This is a genomic window from Alistipes sp. AM16-43, assembly GCF_003435745.1.
Taxonomy (GTDB): Bacteria; Bacteroidota; Bacteroidia; order Bacteroidales; family Rikenellaceae; genus Alistipes; species Alistipes onderdonkii.
Genome location: NZ_QTUQ01000015.1, coordinates 585 through 15540, shown reverse-complemented (window position 1 = coordinate 15540; position 14956 = coordinate 585). Strand labels below are relative to the sequence as shown.

11 protein-coding genes and 1 riboswitch are annotated in these 14956 nt (G+C 46.4%); all 11 genes read right to left on the bottom strand.

Annotated elements, in window-relative coordinates; genetic code table 11:
* Positions 1-874: 874 nt before the first annotated feature.
* Positions 875-1441: a DUF2284 domain-containing protein gene (locus DW189_RS13995; RefSeq protein WP_004289236.1), complete on the bottom strand. Its 567-nt coding sequence runs from the start codon at positions 1439-1441 to the stop codon at positions 875-877.
* Complete coding sequence (locus DW189_RS13990; protein ID WP_004289235.1) at positions 1438-2196, bottom strand: ABC transporter ATP-binding protein; 759 nt, start codon at positions 2194-2196, stop codon at positions 1438-1440. Before DW189_RS13990 ends, DW189_RS13995 begins: the two co-directional genes overlap by 4 nt.
* Entirely contained in the window at positions 2193-3173 is a 981-nt protein-coding gene (locus tag DW189_RS13985; RefSeq protein WP_004311292.1) for a FecCD family ABC transporter permease, read from the bottom strand. Before DW189_RS13985 ends, DW189_RS13990 begins: the two co-directional genes overlap by 4 nt.
* Positions 3174-4313, bottom strand: coding sequence for an ABC transporter substrate-binding protein (locus tag DW189_RS13980; RefSeq protein WP_004289233.1), 1140 nt, complete (start codon positions 4311-4313; stop codon positions 3174-3176).
* Between the two features lie 11 nt (positions 4314-4324).
* Positions 4325-6403 (bottom strand): TonB-dependent receptor plug domain-containing protein, encoded by a 2079-nt coding sequence (locus tag DW189_RS13975; RefSeq protein WP_117508588.1) that lies wholly within the window; start codon positions 6401-6403, stop codon positions 4325-4327.
* A gap of 18 nt (positions 6404-6421) precedes the next feature.
* Positions 6422-7522: a YncE family protein gene (locus DW189_RS13970; protein WP_117508587.1), complete on the bottom strand. Its 1101-nt coding sequence runs from the start codon at positions 7520-7522 to the stop codon at positions 6422-6424.
* A gap of 28 nt (positions 7523-7550) precedes the next feature.
* Positions 7551-9641 (bottom strand): hypothetical protein, encoded by a 2091-nt coding sequence (locus tag DW189_RS13965; protein WP_007567602.1) that lies wholly within the window; start codon positions 9639-9641, stop codon positions 7551-7553.
* A 14-nt stretch (positions 9642-9655) separates the two neighbouring features.
* Positions 9656-11437, bottom strand: a complete 1782-nt coding sequence (locus DW189_RS13960; protein WP_004293827.1) for a PKD-like domain-containing protein — start codon at positions 11435-11437, stop codon at positions 9656-9658.
* 64 nt (positions 11438-11501) lie between these two features.
* The gene (locus DW189_RS13955; RefSeq protein WP_004289228.1) at positions 11502-12419 is read right to left on the bottom strand and encodes a DUF4465 domain-containing protein; all 918 of its coding nucleotides are present in this window, start codon (positions 12417-12419) and stop codon (positions 11502-11504) included.
* Positions 12420-12573: 154 nt separating this feature from the next.
* Positions 12574-12766: riboswitch (cobalamin riboswitch) on the bottom strand.
* 386 nt (positions 12767-13152) lie between these two features.
* Positions 13153-13482, bottom strand: coding sequence for a hypothetical protein (locus DW189_RS14715; RefSeq protein WP_004289226.1), 330 nt, complete (start codon positions 13480-13482; stop codon positions 13153-13155).
* A 46-nt stretch (positions 13483-13528) separates the two neighbouring features.
* Positions 13529-14422, bottom strand: coding sequence for a phage integrase SAM-like domain-containing protein (locus DW189_RS13945; protein WP_004289225.1), 894 nt, complete (start codon positions 14420-14422; stop codon positions 13529-13531).
* Between the last annotated feature and the right edge of the window lie 534 nt (positions 14423-14956).

Genomic DNA, 14956 nt, shown 5'->3' with positions numbered 1-14956 from the left:
GTTTGCTGCATAAGATTTACTCTTTTCTGTAAACCTTTTTCAGGACGGGACACAATGAGGGAAAACCATAAGGCATACACGGCTACCTGTCATTCTCCATTTGCAGAAGTGTAGAAGTAACAATCCGTCAAAGGAGACAATGAAGGAAAACCATAAGGCATACACGGTTACATGCTCATTCTTCATTTGCAGATGTGTAGAAGTAGCAATCCATCAATGGAGACAAGGAAAAGAAACCATAAGACATACACGGTTACATGCCCATTCTTCATTTGCAGATGTGTATAAGTAGCAATCCGTTAATGGAGACAATGAAGGAAAGCCATAAGGCATATACGGTTCACAGCCCATTCTCCTTTTGTAGATGTGTAAAAGTAACAATCCATTAATGGAGACAATGAAGAAAAACAATAAGGTGTATACGGCTACCTGCCATTCTCCATTTGCAGAAGTGTAAAAATAACAATCCATTAATGGAGAATAGGGTATGGAAAGGGCAGATTTCCAGTACATACGTCTCCCTTATTCCTGAATTATGGGCGTAAGTCACATGATTCAGGAGAGACAGCCACCTTTTTATGGGGAGAGCAGCCGGCAAATGCCTGATGGAAATGACCCGAAAATCACAGGAGAATAGCCGTACAATGGGCTGATACACAATTCCTATTGGAGAATGTTGTCCCCATTAGGGGACAGCAAGTTGTGTTTTCGTTTAACGAAAACAGGACGGTTTAACGGAGAATACACCGATAAACCGTTACTTATTTCAAGCTCCAGCGTCGCTTTTTACATATCTAACTATAATTCATTTGAAATCACAAAACAGATTGAACCGAATGTGGTTAGTTTGTCTGTTTATTTCATGTCCGAATCATTAGTATGCTATGTTGCAAAGTTCGTATTCATTATGAAAAAATCCGCTTACGAGAACAAGATATTCAGGTAATTTGCCATCCTTTCCCCAAAGAAGTTCGATGTTAAAAAGTTCAGAAAGCGTTTTGGCTATGTCAAATCCGAAGGCTTCGAGTGACGGACGCACTTTTTCCGGGTGTCGGCATGGTGTGCCGCAGTTACGCGTACACTCGTTATCTGAGCAGTGAAGACATTTACCTATATAGGCAAATGAACGCCCTCCATATTTCCGTTCCATATCCAATAATTCGCTCTCGATTCGTATCCGTTCCGGTAAAATGAGTTTTTGTGTATATTCAATCGGAATATCTTTGTCTTCAGGGATTATCTTCGTTGCCATAAGATGTGCATACTTGTATTGTCGGAGAAACGATTCCGTATCAAAATCAAATGGAGGACACCCCCAACTTTTACCGTAATTGGTACATTGTTTGCAAAGTTCAAGAAAATGTGGTTCGTCACGGAATTCGGCGATATATCCTTCAACAGTGATGTCTGAAGTAAAATTTTCTACAGTGTATATACTCATTGTTTCAAAATCATTGTACCGCATAAGGAGTCGAAACGGATGTTTTCATTTTGGAAAAGTCTGTCAATGTATCCGCTTTTCTGCATTTCAGACGCGGTCAAGCAACTTAAATTCGGGGTATCTAACAATGCTATCGAATCGCACATGGACAACGCGATGTCAAGTTCATGTGTCGAGAACATGATACATTTTTTCTCGTCGTGGACAAGCCTACGAAGCAACGCCACAAGTTCGTAGCGATTAGGCATGTCAAGAAAGGAAGTCGGTTCATCAAGGAGAATGATAGGAGTATCCTGTGCCAATGCACGAGCAATCATCACACGCTGGCATTCGCCATCCGACATTTTATCCATCGTGCGGTTTGCATAAGCCTCCATTCCCACCGAAATGAGCGATTGCATGACTATCTCCTTATCTGTTTCTTGCATCCTACCTATCCAGTTGGTATAAGGAGCACGGCCTATGGCTACGACATCCTTGCACCGCAGGTTGGCGATGCGCGTGCGCTCGGTCGTGACGACAGCCAGCGTTTTTGCCATATCTTCGGTTTTCATGCAGGCGATGTCGTGCCCGTCGAGAATGATTTTTCCGGAATAACACCGGTTCAGACCGGCTATGGCGCGGAGCAACGTCGATTTTCCTGTCCCGTTTCTTCCGATAAGGGCTGTCAGTTGACCTTTTTTTATCGTGGCATTTACCTCGTGGAGCAACGAGTTTTCTTTGTAACCTATGGAAAAATGCTGTAATTCTATCATGCGGTGATGGATTTGTTGCGTAAAACCACCCATACGACGATTGGGATTCCCAATAGAGCTGTAATGGCGTTGATCGGCAAGGTGAATATTTTAGAAATGATGTCGCAAAGAAGCAATATCGATGCTCCCGAAAGAATTGTTCCGGGCAGAAGGACATGATGATCGCTATTTTGGAAAAGCATTCTTGTGACATGAGGCATAGCGAGACCTATGAAACCTATCGGACCGCAAAAAGCGGTTATCGTTCCGGCGAGCAGCGTTGTCGAGAGAAACAACAGGCTGCGTGAACGCCGAATATTCAGTCCCATTGTTACGGCATATTCCTCTCCGAACAGCAGGAGGTTAAGCGGTTTGATGGTCAGTACCGCCAACAGCAGTCCGGCAAACACCGATGGAACAAGAATCAGAAGTTGTCCGGAGGTGACGTCACCCAAAGCCCCCATCGTCCAAATGACAAAGGCTTTCAGCGATTCCTCTTTGCTGAGGTACTGCAATATCTGCACGACAGCACCTACGCCCGATGAGAACATCATGCCCAGAATCAGGATTACCATGATGTCTTTTATTCGCTGTCCGACGGCAGTTATCACGAGCAACACGACAGCCGCACCCACCCACGCTGCTCCGGCAATGCCTATTGATGAACCGATCCCGGCAAGTACCACAAGTGCCACACCGAGACTTGCACCGGAACTGATGCCAAGGACATAGGGACCGGCAAGAGGATTACGGAAGAGGGTCTGCATCTGAAGACCGCTGACCGATAAGGCAGCCCCGGCCAACAGTGCCACTATAGCTTTTATGAGGCGTATGTTGAGTACGATTTTTTCCGTGGCACGGGAACAATTTCCCCCGGTCAGTGCTGCCCATACATCGCGGATCGGAATGTTGACAGCTCCCACGGCCAAGTCCAGTAAAAAAAGACCGACCGTGAGCGTAATCAATATGGAGAATAATATAGTCGAACGGGAACGCATCTATTTCAGTTGCTTGTAATACACACACTCTTCCTGCACCAGTTCAGGATGGAATATCTTCACGAGGTCGCGGAGCACGATGTCAGGATTCACGACGGCAGACTCGTAATAGTCGTTACCCCCGGCTGTGTTGGTACGGGCGTTGTTGTTATACACCTCTCCATTTTTGAAACATCGGGTATCGGTGAATTTCGGACATGATGCCTTCAAGTCGTCAAGGGAGTTCGCCATTCCCACGTTCAGCCACATGTCCGCATCCGACGCGAGCAGATATGCTTCTTCTAAGTCAATGGGGATAGAAGCGTTTCCCGTGTTCTTCTGGTAGATATAGCGGCCTCCCGCATCAGTAATCAAGCGGGCTACATAACTTTGGGTTGAAGGCATGAACCACGAGTCGCCATAGGGAACATTAAGCATAACCGAAGGAGTGCCGAGGGTACTGTCGGCCACTTTCTTTTTCAAGGCGTTGTATCTGACCGGGATTGCGGCAAAGGCTTTTTCACCCTTCTCACGTTTTCCTGTGACTTCTGAAAGCACTACCATCCATTCGGCCTTGCCGAGAGGCGACTCTTCAAGATAATCGCCGACATACATGAACGGTATGTCGAGTTCTTCGAGTTTGCTTTCCATTGCGCTTGCGCCGTTCACCCCATAGAGCAGAACGAGGTCGGGATCGAGCGAGAGCAGCAACTCGTAGTTGATGTTCCCTTCATAGCCGACATCGCCAATACTGTCGCGGCGGGCTTGGATGTCTGGGTTGGAAATGTAGTCGATTCCCGAAACGCCGGTTATACACCGGACTTCACCGATTGCGTCAAGCATGGCGATATGAGTGGAAGACATCGCCACGATGCGTTTGGCGTCTCCTTTGAGTACCTGTCCTGCAAACCCTTCGGGAACCTCTTCACCGTTGCGGACGATAAACAGCCATGTGGTTACACTGTCCGCTCCCTGCCAGGGATTCCTGACGGTTATCAGTACGCTTTCCTTCCCGCCCGCCCCTTTGATGTCGAAGCCGGAGGCATATTCGGGAGCATAAAGCAGCAGGTTGAAATCATTGATTTTTGAGCTTTTGTTGTGGCAGCCTGTAAATGCCAGAGAAAGCAACAAAATCAGGCTTAAATTCTTTAATGCGTTCATATTGATGCAGATTATCGTTTACTATTTTTGTTTTTTCCGAACTTGGGTGTTATGCCGATGAATATCTCGAAATTGATGCCCGGCATGGGACGGGACAATACGGAAAGGTATTCTTCATCGAACAGGTTGTTGATGCTGCCCTTTAGCGACAGATCGGCCCATCGGAAAGAGAGCTGTTTTTCCAGTGTCACGTTATTCATGAAGTAAGGGGGCAGATAGCCCGTCAGGGTATAGTCATTACTCGACATGGTATAACGCTGGCTGTAATAACACCATTTGTAAAGCAGGCTCCATGTCCGCCATGACAGACGTCCGGTCACCGTTGCGGAAAACTCCGGCACGTATGGCAACTGTTTGCCGACGGATTGGTCTGCCGGACTCATCGGTTCGCTCTCGTTGATCGAGGGAGTCCACGAGAAAGTTCCGTTCATATCCAGTTTCCAGTCCTTTCCGAGCATTATATCAAGGTGGGCGTTGGTCTCTGCCCCGTAAGCATGTACCTTTTTGAGGTTTCTGGGGGAGAAGAATCCCTTGGTTGTGGGTAGCCAGATGATCCAGTCGTCGATGTGCGAATCGAACCAGTTGATACCACCGCTCAAAGCATATACATTTTCTTTCCCCACCGAGAACGACAACCCCACGTCGTATGTGAAGCCGTGCTCGCTTTTCAGGTCGGGATTACCGCCCGGCAGAAAATAGAGGTCGTTCAGCGTGGGAAAACGGTAGTTCCGGGAGATGGATGCTTTCGCCACGATATTGCCTTTTTTCGACAGTACCCCGTCGATGAAGAAAGCCGGGATAACCGGGGCCCATTCCGTACCGAACATATCCTCGCGAAGGACAAGCGAGGCGGCAAAACGATCGACAGGCTGCCATTTCGCAGAAACGGAACCGGAAAACTCGACACGTCCCTTGTCATACCCGACAACAGCCTTGTTACCTTCCTGCGAGATGATATTTTTGTCCGCGCTTTCCACCAAATGCTGGTGTACGGAAACACCGGCCGTGAACAGCCATTTCTCTGAAGGAGCATAATCCCCGTCCGCACTTCCGTAGAACGTGTTAATCTTACTGCGTGAGCGGGTCATCGAAGCCATTTCGCCGTTTCCCTTGTCCCGCTTGTAATCATAGGCCATCCATGTGTGTATATAGCCGCCTTTTACACCGACCTTCCATTTCTCCCGCACGCGATCCCACGAGAGGACGCCGCGAAACGTCTGCTCCCTTTGGCGGTTCTCGAAGTCCATGTCGTTCCCGTAATCCGTGCTGAGCATCGCCAGTTCCCGGTTGGAATTGATATACCAGGCGTTTAGCCCGAACTTGTCGCCTTCGCCCGTGTTATAATAAATTTCCTGCAAGACGTGCAGATCCTTATAAGCCCCGCTGCGGTTGCGTTCCGTCGGGTAATAGGAACCGATGATGTTCTTGTCCTCGTCATAGATGTTTTCCTTCTTGTCCCGGTTTCGGTATTTGTAGTCGTTGGGGGAAGAGGAATACACCACACGGGTGGAGGACTGCCAGTGTTTGTCACCGTAGGTCAGGCGGAGAAACTCGTCGAACGTGCTGAACGACCCCACTCCCTGCACGTACTGCAACCCGAACCCTTCATGGTTGGCCGGAGAAGTGGAGAGCCTGACCAGACCACCCAAGCCGCCGCCCGTTTCGTTTACCGATGACGTTCCGTGCAGCAGCGAGGCATCATCGATAAAGTAAGAAGGGATGGTGGAAAAATCCGTCATGCCCAGCATCGGGTTGTTAATGCGCATACCATTCCACGTCACTTGGGTATGCGAGGGAGAGGTACCCCGGAAAGCCACGGTGGATAACGTGGCGCGTCCGTAGTTCTTGACAAAAACGGATGAGTTGAATGTCAGCACATCGGCCATAGACAAGGCGATGTTCTCTTTCATGGCGATGGAATCGAAACGGGTTCGTTGCACGCCTATATCCTTCATAGGTCGTTTGCCCACCACCGTAACCTCCGGAATACGTAGTACCCTTTTGGTAATGCTGACGGAATTTTTCTGCTGGGCGGCAAGCAGAAAGGGCAGGCTTACCCCCACGAACAATAGAATAAGATGTCTTTTCATTTTTGTCCTCCTTCCTCGTTATTTCCAGCAGAAAGCTCCCGGAATGATTCCCACGTAAAATTCATCGATCAGCTTGCCTTGCGGCGAATAGCGATACACGATACCTTGTTGCTGGTAATCAATAGCGTCGGCCACATATACCTCCCCGTTGTTGGGATTGACCGTAAGGCCGTAGTATTTGGTGTCCCGAAACTCCAGAAAAGGCCGGACGGGAACACGGTCGGCTTCCACCGGCATTCGCCAAATATCGTTGTTGATCCAGTAAAGTATATCCCGTGTACCGTTGAGCTGGACTTCCGAAGGCCAGTCGCCCAGCTTAAACTTGAACTGTTTCTCTACGGTGAAAGTCTCGGCGTCTATACGATAGAGAGACGGTGCCTCGTAACCGTATGGGCTGCCCTCGTAACCGCCATCCGTGATGGTCCACATCTTGTTGTATTTGTCCATGACCAGCGAAGTAGGTTGTATGCCGATGGTCAGTTCGTCCACGACCTTGTCCGTCTCCGTGTCGATTTTCAGGATGCGGTTCTGGTACGACCAGCAGTTCACATAGACGTACTTGCCGTATTGTACCATTTGTTCGGTGGAACCCGATTCCATGTCCATGTCTGGACATTCGATATAGCCGGTAATCTCGTATGTCTTGGGGTTGATGATGAAGATACGGTAGTCCCATATCTGCGTCACATAGGCTTTCTCATCCGACAGAAAATGGATATACCGGGGTGAGGTGAAACCTGTGATACGGCCCACTTCCTTGAAAGTATTGATGTCGATGGCGAAAATCACATGCGAGTTGTTCACCACGATCCAGCCTATACCGTCCCGGATAACCATAGACTGGGCCACATCGCCCAACTTGAACCCGTTGGCACGGTAAAACACTTCATTCTCCACTTCGCACGTGGCGGGATCGTAGTAGGAAAGCGTGGCATTGCTGTACTGGAAATTCCCCTCGTTGGTAATGAAAAGACCAGAGGCCGATACAGAGAAATCTTCCATCTCTCCGTAATCCCATTTCATGCAACTGCCGAAAACTGGCAGGCAGAAAAGAAAAAGGCAAATCCGTTGTATTGTTCTGCTCATTGTCATTCGGATAAAAAAGAGTACCCGAATCATTACGGGTACTCTGGTTAAGGTATAAGGTTTAATCCTGCTGCGTATATTGTTTGTCCTTCATATTTTGGAAGGTTGGGTTATACCCACATTTCGTCACGCTCCAACTTTCCCCCGTAATCATTCCGTTTTCTATAAACTTGCCGAAGAAAGTGTAGTCGGTAAATTTCGTCAAACCGTCAAAAACAACCCCATGCAAGGTCTCCAACTTCTCCATGGAAAGTGTTTCCTGAGAAAGAGAAGTCGCACTTTTTATCTGTAGCGTACCATCTATAGTCTGTAATTTATCACAAGTAATGCCTGTTGCTTTATTAACGAACAACCCTTCACCTCCTACGTGAAGCAATTCCGGAATATCCAGCGATTTACTTTGTAAAGATATTGCTAACGAACCCTCTCCCTCTTTATAATATACAGGAGAAGCTGAACAACAAACTTTGGATAGTAAGGGCAAGTTACAACTGGTAAAATTTCCAGATAAATAGAACTGTCCTCCCACTTCTTTCAAGACTGGCATTGTGATTGAAGCAAACATGGGTATTTGGATATATCCATATCCATCTATGATTTCCAAGTCGGGAAATTTGGCATTGCTTCGCATTTGGCCTGTCACATTTAGATTTCCATATACATGTTGAATTGTCGATATGGTATAATCGATATTGTTGGTGGTTGGCTTACAAGTGAAGTCTTTGATATTCTTGAACGTGATTTCAGGGAACTTATTATTCGTGAGACTGGTGATGACAAAATTTACATTTGACAAATCTTCGGCTGTTTCAATTTTGGAGAGCTGCACCTTGTTTATAATTTCAATCTGGGGCGCTGTTTCTCCGAAGGTTTCAAATCGGGCGTTCGGCAACAGCAGTGTTCCGCTCACATCTTCAAGATAATCCAGCGTGATGCTTCCAAGTGTGGTGATCTTGCTCCAGTCGGGAAGTTGTTTGAGTGCCGTGAAATTCTTTATCTTTATCTGTCCCTTTATCGTTGTCAGTTTGTCCATTCCACCGAAAGCCTGAAGCACGTCATTTCGTTGGGGAACAAAACTACCGGTAGGAGGAGCTTCCATATTGGCTTCCATAATAATACTTCCGTTTACTGTTTCGATTTCCGGAAGGTTGATGGTTTCCAACATCACGGGGACGGTATGGAAATCAAGGCCACCGGTCTCTTTCAGCTTAAGGAAGCTCATGGAAGTCAGCTTGGCAAGATTGTTTACGGACAAGACCCCTCCGACACTTGTCAGTTCCGGTATTTCCAAAGACGCAATCGAACCGGCTGCTGTGTTCTCTTCATTGAGTCCTTGAAGATTCAGATCCTGACCTACAGTAGTCAGAACCGGAAACTCAAAACTCTGTAACGACGACGCATTGAACATCACGCTTCCTTCAATAGTTGCCAGTTTCTCGAATAGGACATACGTCACTTGGTCGTTATATACCGATATGTCTCCGGAGAGCGTTTCCAATGCTTTCATGGAAATCATGTGAAGTTCCGTAGCTTTCGAGGCGACATCGGTCGAACCTACCTGTAAACCTCCGGCAGAAACGATATTATCCAACCCTGTCAAGTCTGCACCGTTGTAACTGTTACGAATGACAATGTTGCCAGTAACCTCTTTCAAAGATGCCAATGCAGATATGTCAGTGATTTTTTCTGCCTCTTCCGCATCAGAGCCGATAATCAGGTTCCCTTTGACAACGGTTGTTTTGGTTGCGGCAAAAGAAGCTACCTCCTCGGTGGTCTTCAACTCCACATCTCCGTCAGATTCTATCTCGCTTTTCACGACCTTATAGGTATATTCGCGGGCATCTCCGTTATAGGATGTCACCCGGAAGGTTCGTTCGTTATCCCAGTCCGTTACCGTTTCAGGATCAGGTATGATTGTTGCAGAAGTTGTGTACTTGAATTCCACTTCGGCGTTGTTCAGCGATACCGTATAGGGAACGGTTATTGTTACTGTATTGTCCGTAATGTCGGCCGTGTACGATTTCCCGTCCACGGTCATCACGACCGATGTGATGAAATTTTCATCTGCATCTTCAGGTATAATTTCATCGTTTTTGTCACACGCTCCCAAAAAGAACAAGGATAGGAGCATGGGAAGAAAATAAATTTTCATACTTGTAATTTTTATTATTTGGTTAGATCCTCAAAAGAAAATACCTCCGTAGAAACTTCGCCCAGCCAGCCGCTTTTGGCCAGAACACCGCATTGTATTTTGATAAAGTCAATATATTGCAGATTGGCTTCCGTTCCATCGGCATGGATGGCATTGGAAATTTTGAAACCGTTCCTTTGTCCGCTTCCATCCACCGTACTGCCGCCTTCTATCTGGTCGTTTCCGAAATTATCCACGTACCCCCAGTCATAACTCTGATTATCCCAATAACCGGTTTGAGAATCTTGGGTGTTGCGGGCGGCCAGACAAGTGCCTGTCAGGGTATAACTGTTTTCCGAAATCCAAGCCGGATAATAATAGTCTTGTGTATGATAAGCGGACAGATAGTCTACCCAGCCGTTTCTACCGTCGGAACTGATCCATTGGACATCCATTTTTTTGCCTTCCGGACGGTAATAGGTCACTTCAAAATTCTGTATTGTTTCTTCCTTGCCTGCTTCAGATCCTTTCAGTTCGTACCACTCGTCATCCGGCAATCCGTTTCCGTTTATATCTTGCATGACCCATACGATACCCGGTTCGGAACTGCCGTCAAAGGCGTTCCCCTGAACACAGAAATCATATTGGTTACCCGAATTGGGAATACTGTGGTCGAAGCCGACGATGATATAACCCCCGAAAGAACCTAAAGAGACGTGCAGTTTGTCTTTCAAACGCTGTGTTGCCCATGCGACAGCCGCTTCAGGGGATGTTTCGTTGCCGGTCATACCGCCTATCGTGCTCGTCTCGTTGATAAATTGGCCGGGAGCTGGGGTATATTCATAGACTTTATTCCAGAGCTTGGAACTTCCCGAAGCCCGGAAGCCGTCTTGTTCCTTTTTGTCCACACAAACGACTTTTACGGTGGCAGTGACAGCCGTTTTCCCTTTGTCGATATTCCTGCTTATTTTTTCCGTCGGTGTGTCTTCCGACACAGTACAGGAGACGGTGTATTCTCCGGGTGCGGACGGCGTGAACTTGAACATGCGTTCCACTTCTCCTTCCATGACCTGACCGTCCACACTCCACTCAAAACGGGGATTGTCGAAATACTCCAACAACGGACGCAGGAAAACAGGACGGTCGGCAAAAGTGTACCTGTCCGTGGATGTTTGCAGGTAAGACGGGGTCGGGAATTTGACAACGTAGGGCATCGTTTCCACGACCTCTACGCTTACGTCTTTCGTTGTTGTCCCATCTATATTGGAAGCGTTGATTGTCACCGTATAAACACCGAGTTCTTTTTCATTGAAAGTATAAGTATTCTCGGTGGAAACGATTTTTCCTTCCCGTACCCATTCGATTTTGAACCCTTCGACATCCGAATGCTGAATATCGGGAGTAAATGTGTAATCGGTATTCCGGACGACTTTTAGCCCCTGCGAAGGTAGTGCCAGTGAGATGACCGGAGGGGTGAGTTCTTTCACTTCTACTTTCAGTTCCTCTTCGGCATAGCCTTCCGCATTGTCTACTCTTAGTTTGACATAAAAATCCCCGCATTCATTCCATGTACGTTGAAGAGACGGACCCGAAGAAACCAGCGTACCGTCTATCGTCCAAGCAAAAAGAGCATCTTCAACATTCTGGTATGTCGGGGCGATAGTCAATTCGTGATCGACCTTGACCGTGTAAATACCGGTCTCGCTGTCAAGTTCTATTATAGGTTGTCCTCCTACTTCTTCGGTAATGACTTCATCCTTGTTGCAGGAGGTGAACAGCATACAGGCAGAAATAATAAAATAGTGAAAACGATGCATGATGTGTGGATTTTAGAAAAATAACAGGGATACCCCCGACAGAAGGGATATCCTTGTATTCTTTTTATTGTATGGTGATATCATCAATACAGATATAAGCCGGAGTATTCAAACCGTATGCTCCCGAATCCGAACCCTCGAAGTTGAATTTCACACTTTGCACCCCTTCGGCATTGATTTCCCAATAATCCCATGTCGTGATAGGATCAACCTGTTGTTGGCCGTTACGATAATCGGCTAAAAGACGTTTGTAAGTGCGGATCAGACCGCCATTCGCATCATAACATTCCAGATTCACTTGGAAATACCCTTTCATCTCTTTCAGAGGAGTCGCTACCCCCGTAGAACCGAACTGATTACCATAAGTAATGACACCATAAGTGTATGAGGTGTTGCAGATCCACAGGCCGACCAATTTCCGGGGAACATTGAAATAAAATTCTGGTTTAGCCATCCATGCCTGATTGTAAGCATCCACATATCCGTAAACGACACCGAAATTGGAACCGCTGTGCCCGGCTTCCTTATTCTGTCCTTCCGCTTCCACCGCAGTGTTATAGACAGAACATTGGTTTAGATAAGAATACCACCAGTCTCCGGTATTTCCCGACTGATTGGAGCGGATGTTCCAGTTGGAAAGTGCGATGCCGCCGCTGGAATACTCTGTGCTTCCACCTACAGTATTAAACATTGAAAGGAAGAGATATTCTTCCGGAGTATTGTCGTAAATGGTGGTTACTTGAGGATACCCTTGGTACGAATAAAGATTTTCTCCGGCCGAGGTAGGTCCTGCTAACATGCCGGGATCGAAATCATCGAAAGTGATAGTTAAAGTACCGTCCGAATTTGTCACAGCACGGGTTTGCGAAGTTCCGGAATCAACCGGGTCCATCAAAAAGTCATCGTCCGAGCTACAGCCAGAGAACAAGGCGGTTGCGGTAAATAGACAGGCACCTGCCAGAAAGCGTAATTTTCTTTTCATAGGTCACTCATTTTAATGTAAAACATATTATTAACAAACACAAAAAATTCCCGTTCGTGCGGACTTACACGAACGGGAATATGTCTGTCTTCAAATATTGAATGGCCGATGAGCTATTCCTTATTTGATTACGACCCGTATATCCCGCAGGTGTAAATCTCATTCCGGTCATGGCAGGTCTTCTGACTCGTCCCGGTCATCGTGCCTTCCCGGTATTACACCAGTGGCAAAAGTTCGATGTCCGTTTTTGTGGACTCACAGCAGCGGGTACTGTCCCGGATTTTCACCGGGTTCCCTTTTCATTCGGAAGGCGTAAACCTCCCGAAACCATTTCCCGACTGCAAAATTATCTATATTACATATCAATTCCAAATAATTCATAATATTTATAATAAAACACACAAAGCATGACAACCGTACTGTTTTAATTAGAGCATTCAAGTTTACGACAAACGAAGACGGTAATTATCATACACAATATCCATAAACCAACAAAACAGCTTGCCATTTTCCATAACAATGCGTTCTGGAATAGATAACTGTTAGCTGCAATTATGCAAGCAAAAAAAGCAGACAGAATAATGACTATTAATATCATGCACCAGAAATTAATCCTATAAATTTATGGAAAACAAGTAAGGGAATGGAAGTTCCGTTGCCGCATGGATGCAGGTGAAGGACCTTCTCTTTTAACGTTGGATACGCCAATGCACGCCAACGGAAGACTCTGATATTATCTGTTTGGAAAGGATATAGGATGTGCGTTACTTTGTCGCATATTCAGAATCTTAAAAAGAATTTTAGTATGGAACTGACAATTATTGAAACAAGCGCGTATTAGGAGTTGAGAAAGCTGGTCAGCACGCTGGTCGTACAGATGGGCGACTTCCAGAAAAAGATTGCCCCGCCTGCGCCGGACAAGTGAATGGATGCGCAGGACGTATGTGATGGACTTATGCCCAAACACTTTCTGAAGAGTTTCCAGCAGCATCCCCTTGAGTATGGCCAGAACGGCAAATGCGTGGCGTCCGATGTGCGGGGTGACCTCGCCCCGGAGTTGCATTTCCTGCCTATGATTCCAAGACTGAGCCGCATGGCATTGTATTCACCTACCGGAAAGACACATTCGGGGAGTCTTTCTTTTCATCCGTACCCCTATATTTTTCAATCAGTTCGATAGCAATGGGCAATAATTTTACGACATACGCCACTCCCGTTTTTATACGGTTGCCCATCAGCCATGTACCGCCGTCGGAGTCGGTATGGATATTATCGTATGTTATGGCTTTCAAGTCCACATAGGAAAGACCGGTGAAGCACATGAACAGGAACATGTCGCGCATGGCACGCTGGCGTTTGTATCTCGGTTCTATATGGATTATCCTTTGCAGTTCCTCTTCGGAAAGGAAAGAACGCCTCTTGTATTCGGGCATACACTCGAATGATGCGAACGGATGAACCCGTATCCAGCCTTTTTCCTGCGCGATATACATCAGCCACTTCAAGGTATTGACACGCCCGAAGACAGTGGAGTTTGCCAAAGCGCATGTACCGAGCATCCAGTTGTAGTAATCCTCGATGAATGATTTCTCAAGTTCTTCGATGACAATATCCTCTGCATTCTTCTTGCTTTTCATGAAAAGCAGGAGACTCTTGTAATCGGCAACCAGACCGCAGTAGGTGCTTTCGGCTTTCTCTATGCCGATTTTCTTTTTATACGGTTCCAGCTGTTCCCTGAAAAGGTTCATAAGGGTGTGGCATTCCTCTGAGAAGCCGACATAGCGGTTATAGACTTTCTTGGCTGTAACAAAACTGTCGTGGTCGCAGATGTACTGGTAGTGCCTGGTGATTTGCGCCTTGATATTGTCAAGCTCCTGATTGAGTGTACGGGCCTCCTCGGACTTGCCTTTGGCCCGGTTGGTTTTGACGTCCCACAAAGCGAGGGACACTTCTTTCTTACAACTGAAACCGGCTTGGGTTCCATTGATGGTGATACGGCCCATAATCGGTGTCTTTCCGTTTTTTACAGACTGTTTATTCTCAAAACACTTAGCTATACATGGTCTGCGATAAGCTAAGAGAGATTCCCCTTACACAAAAGCATGGCATCTCCTTGTCGTATCTCGCCTTTATACTTTTATGTATAGTAGTCTACCGGATCGAATGAACAAGACCTATCCCATACATAAACCAATTTAGACTGCTATGTTATTTTTGAGGAAGAAGATGGAATGAGACCAGATACCCTCTTTAAGGCTGACTGTAAGTCGATTAAATGTAGAAAAAGATTGCTTTTGTCACAAGTAAAGTGTATATTTGCATTGAAAGAATCGTTCTTTGACAGAGGCAAAAGAAAACAGAATATTGTAATTCGCTCGTTTCTAAATCGTTACCTGATATTAATTAAACAGAAATAACTGTTTAATTTTCAATTAGATAGAGATTGTATGATGTTTCGCCATGTGGAATGAGAGTTGTTTGTCAATGCCGCACTCCCGGGCGATGTTTTTCAGGCTGTCGTCGATCGAATCGAGTGT

Bases quoted from the DNA above. Each gene is read 5' to 3' on its own strand.
- DW189_RS13975 (WP_117508588.1), bottom strand. From the start codon at position 6,403: ATGAAAAGACATCTTATTCTATTGTTCGTGGGGGTAAGCCTGCCCTTT.
- DW189_RS13985 (WP_004311292.1), bottom strand. From the start codon at position 3,173: ATGCGTTCCCGTTCGACTATATTATTCTCCATATTGATTACGCTCACG.
- DW189_RS13960 (WP_004293827.1), bottom strand. From the start codon at position 11,437: ATGCATCGTTTTCACTATTTTATTATTTCTGCCTGTATGCTGTTCACC.
- DW189_RS13965 (WP_007567602.1), bottom strand. From the start codon at position 9,641: ATGAAAATTTATTTTCTTCCCATGCTCCTATCCTTGTTCTTTTTGGGA.
- DW189_RS13970 (WP_117508587.1), bottom strand. From the start codon at position 7,522: ATGATTCGGGTACTCTTTTTTATCCGAATGACAATGAGCAGAACAATA.
- DW189_RS14715 (WP_004289226.1), bottom strand. From the start codon at position 13,482: ATGCAACTCCGGGGCGAGGTCACCCCGCACATCGGACGCCACGCATTT.
- DW189_RS13990 (WP_004289235.1), bottom strand. From the start codon at position 2,196: ATGATAGAATTACAGCATTTTTCCATAGGTTACAAAGAAAACTCGTTG.
- DW189_RS13955 (WP_004289228.1), bottom strand. From the start codon at position 12,419: ATGAAAAGAAAATTACGCTTTCTGGCAGGTGCCTGTCTATTTACCGCA.
- DW189_RS13980 (WP_004289233.1), bottom strand. From the start codon at position 4,313: ATGAACGCATTAAAGAATTTAAGCCTGATTTTGTTGCTTTCTCTGGCA.
- DW189_RS13945 (WP_004289225.1), bottom strand. From the start codon at position 14,422: ATGGGCCGTATCACCATCAATGGAACCCAAGCCGGTTTCAGTTGTAAG.
- DW189_RS13995 (WP_004289236.1), bottom strand. From the start codon at position 1,441: ATGAGTATATACACTGTAGAAAATTTTACTTCAGACATCACTGTTGAA.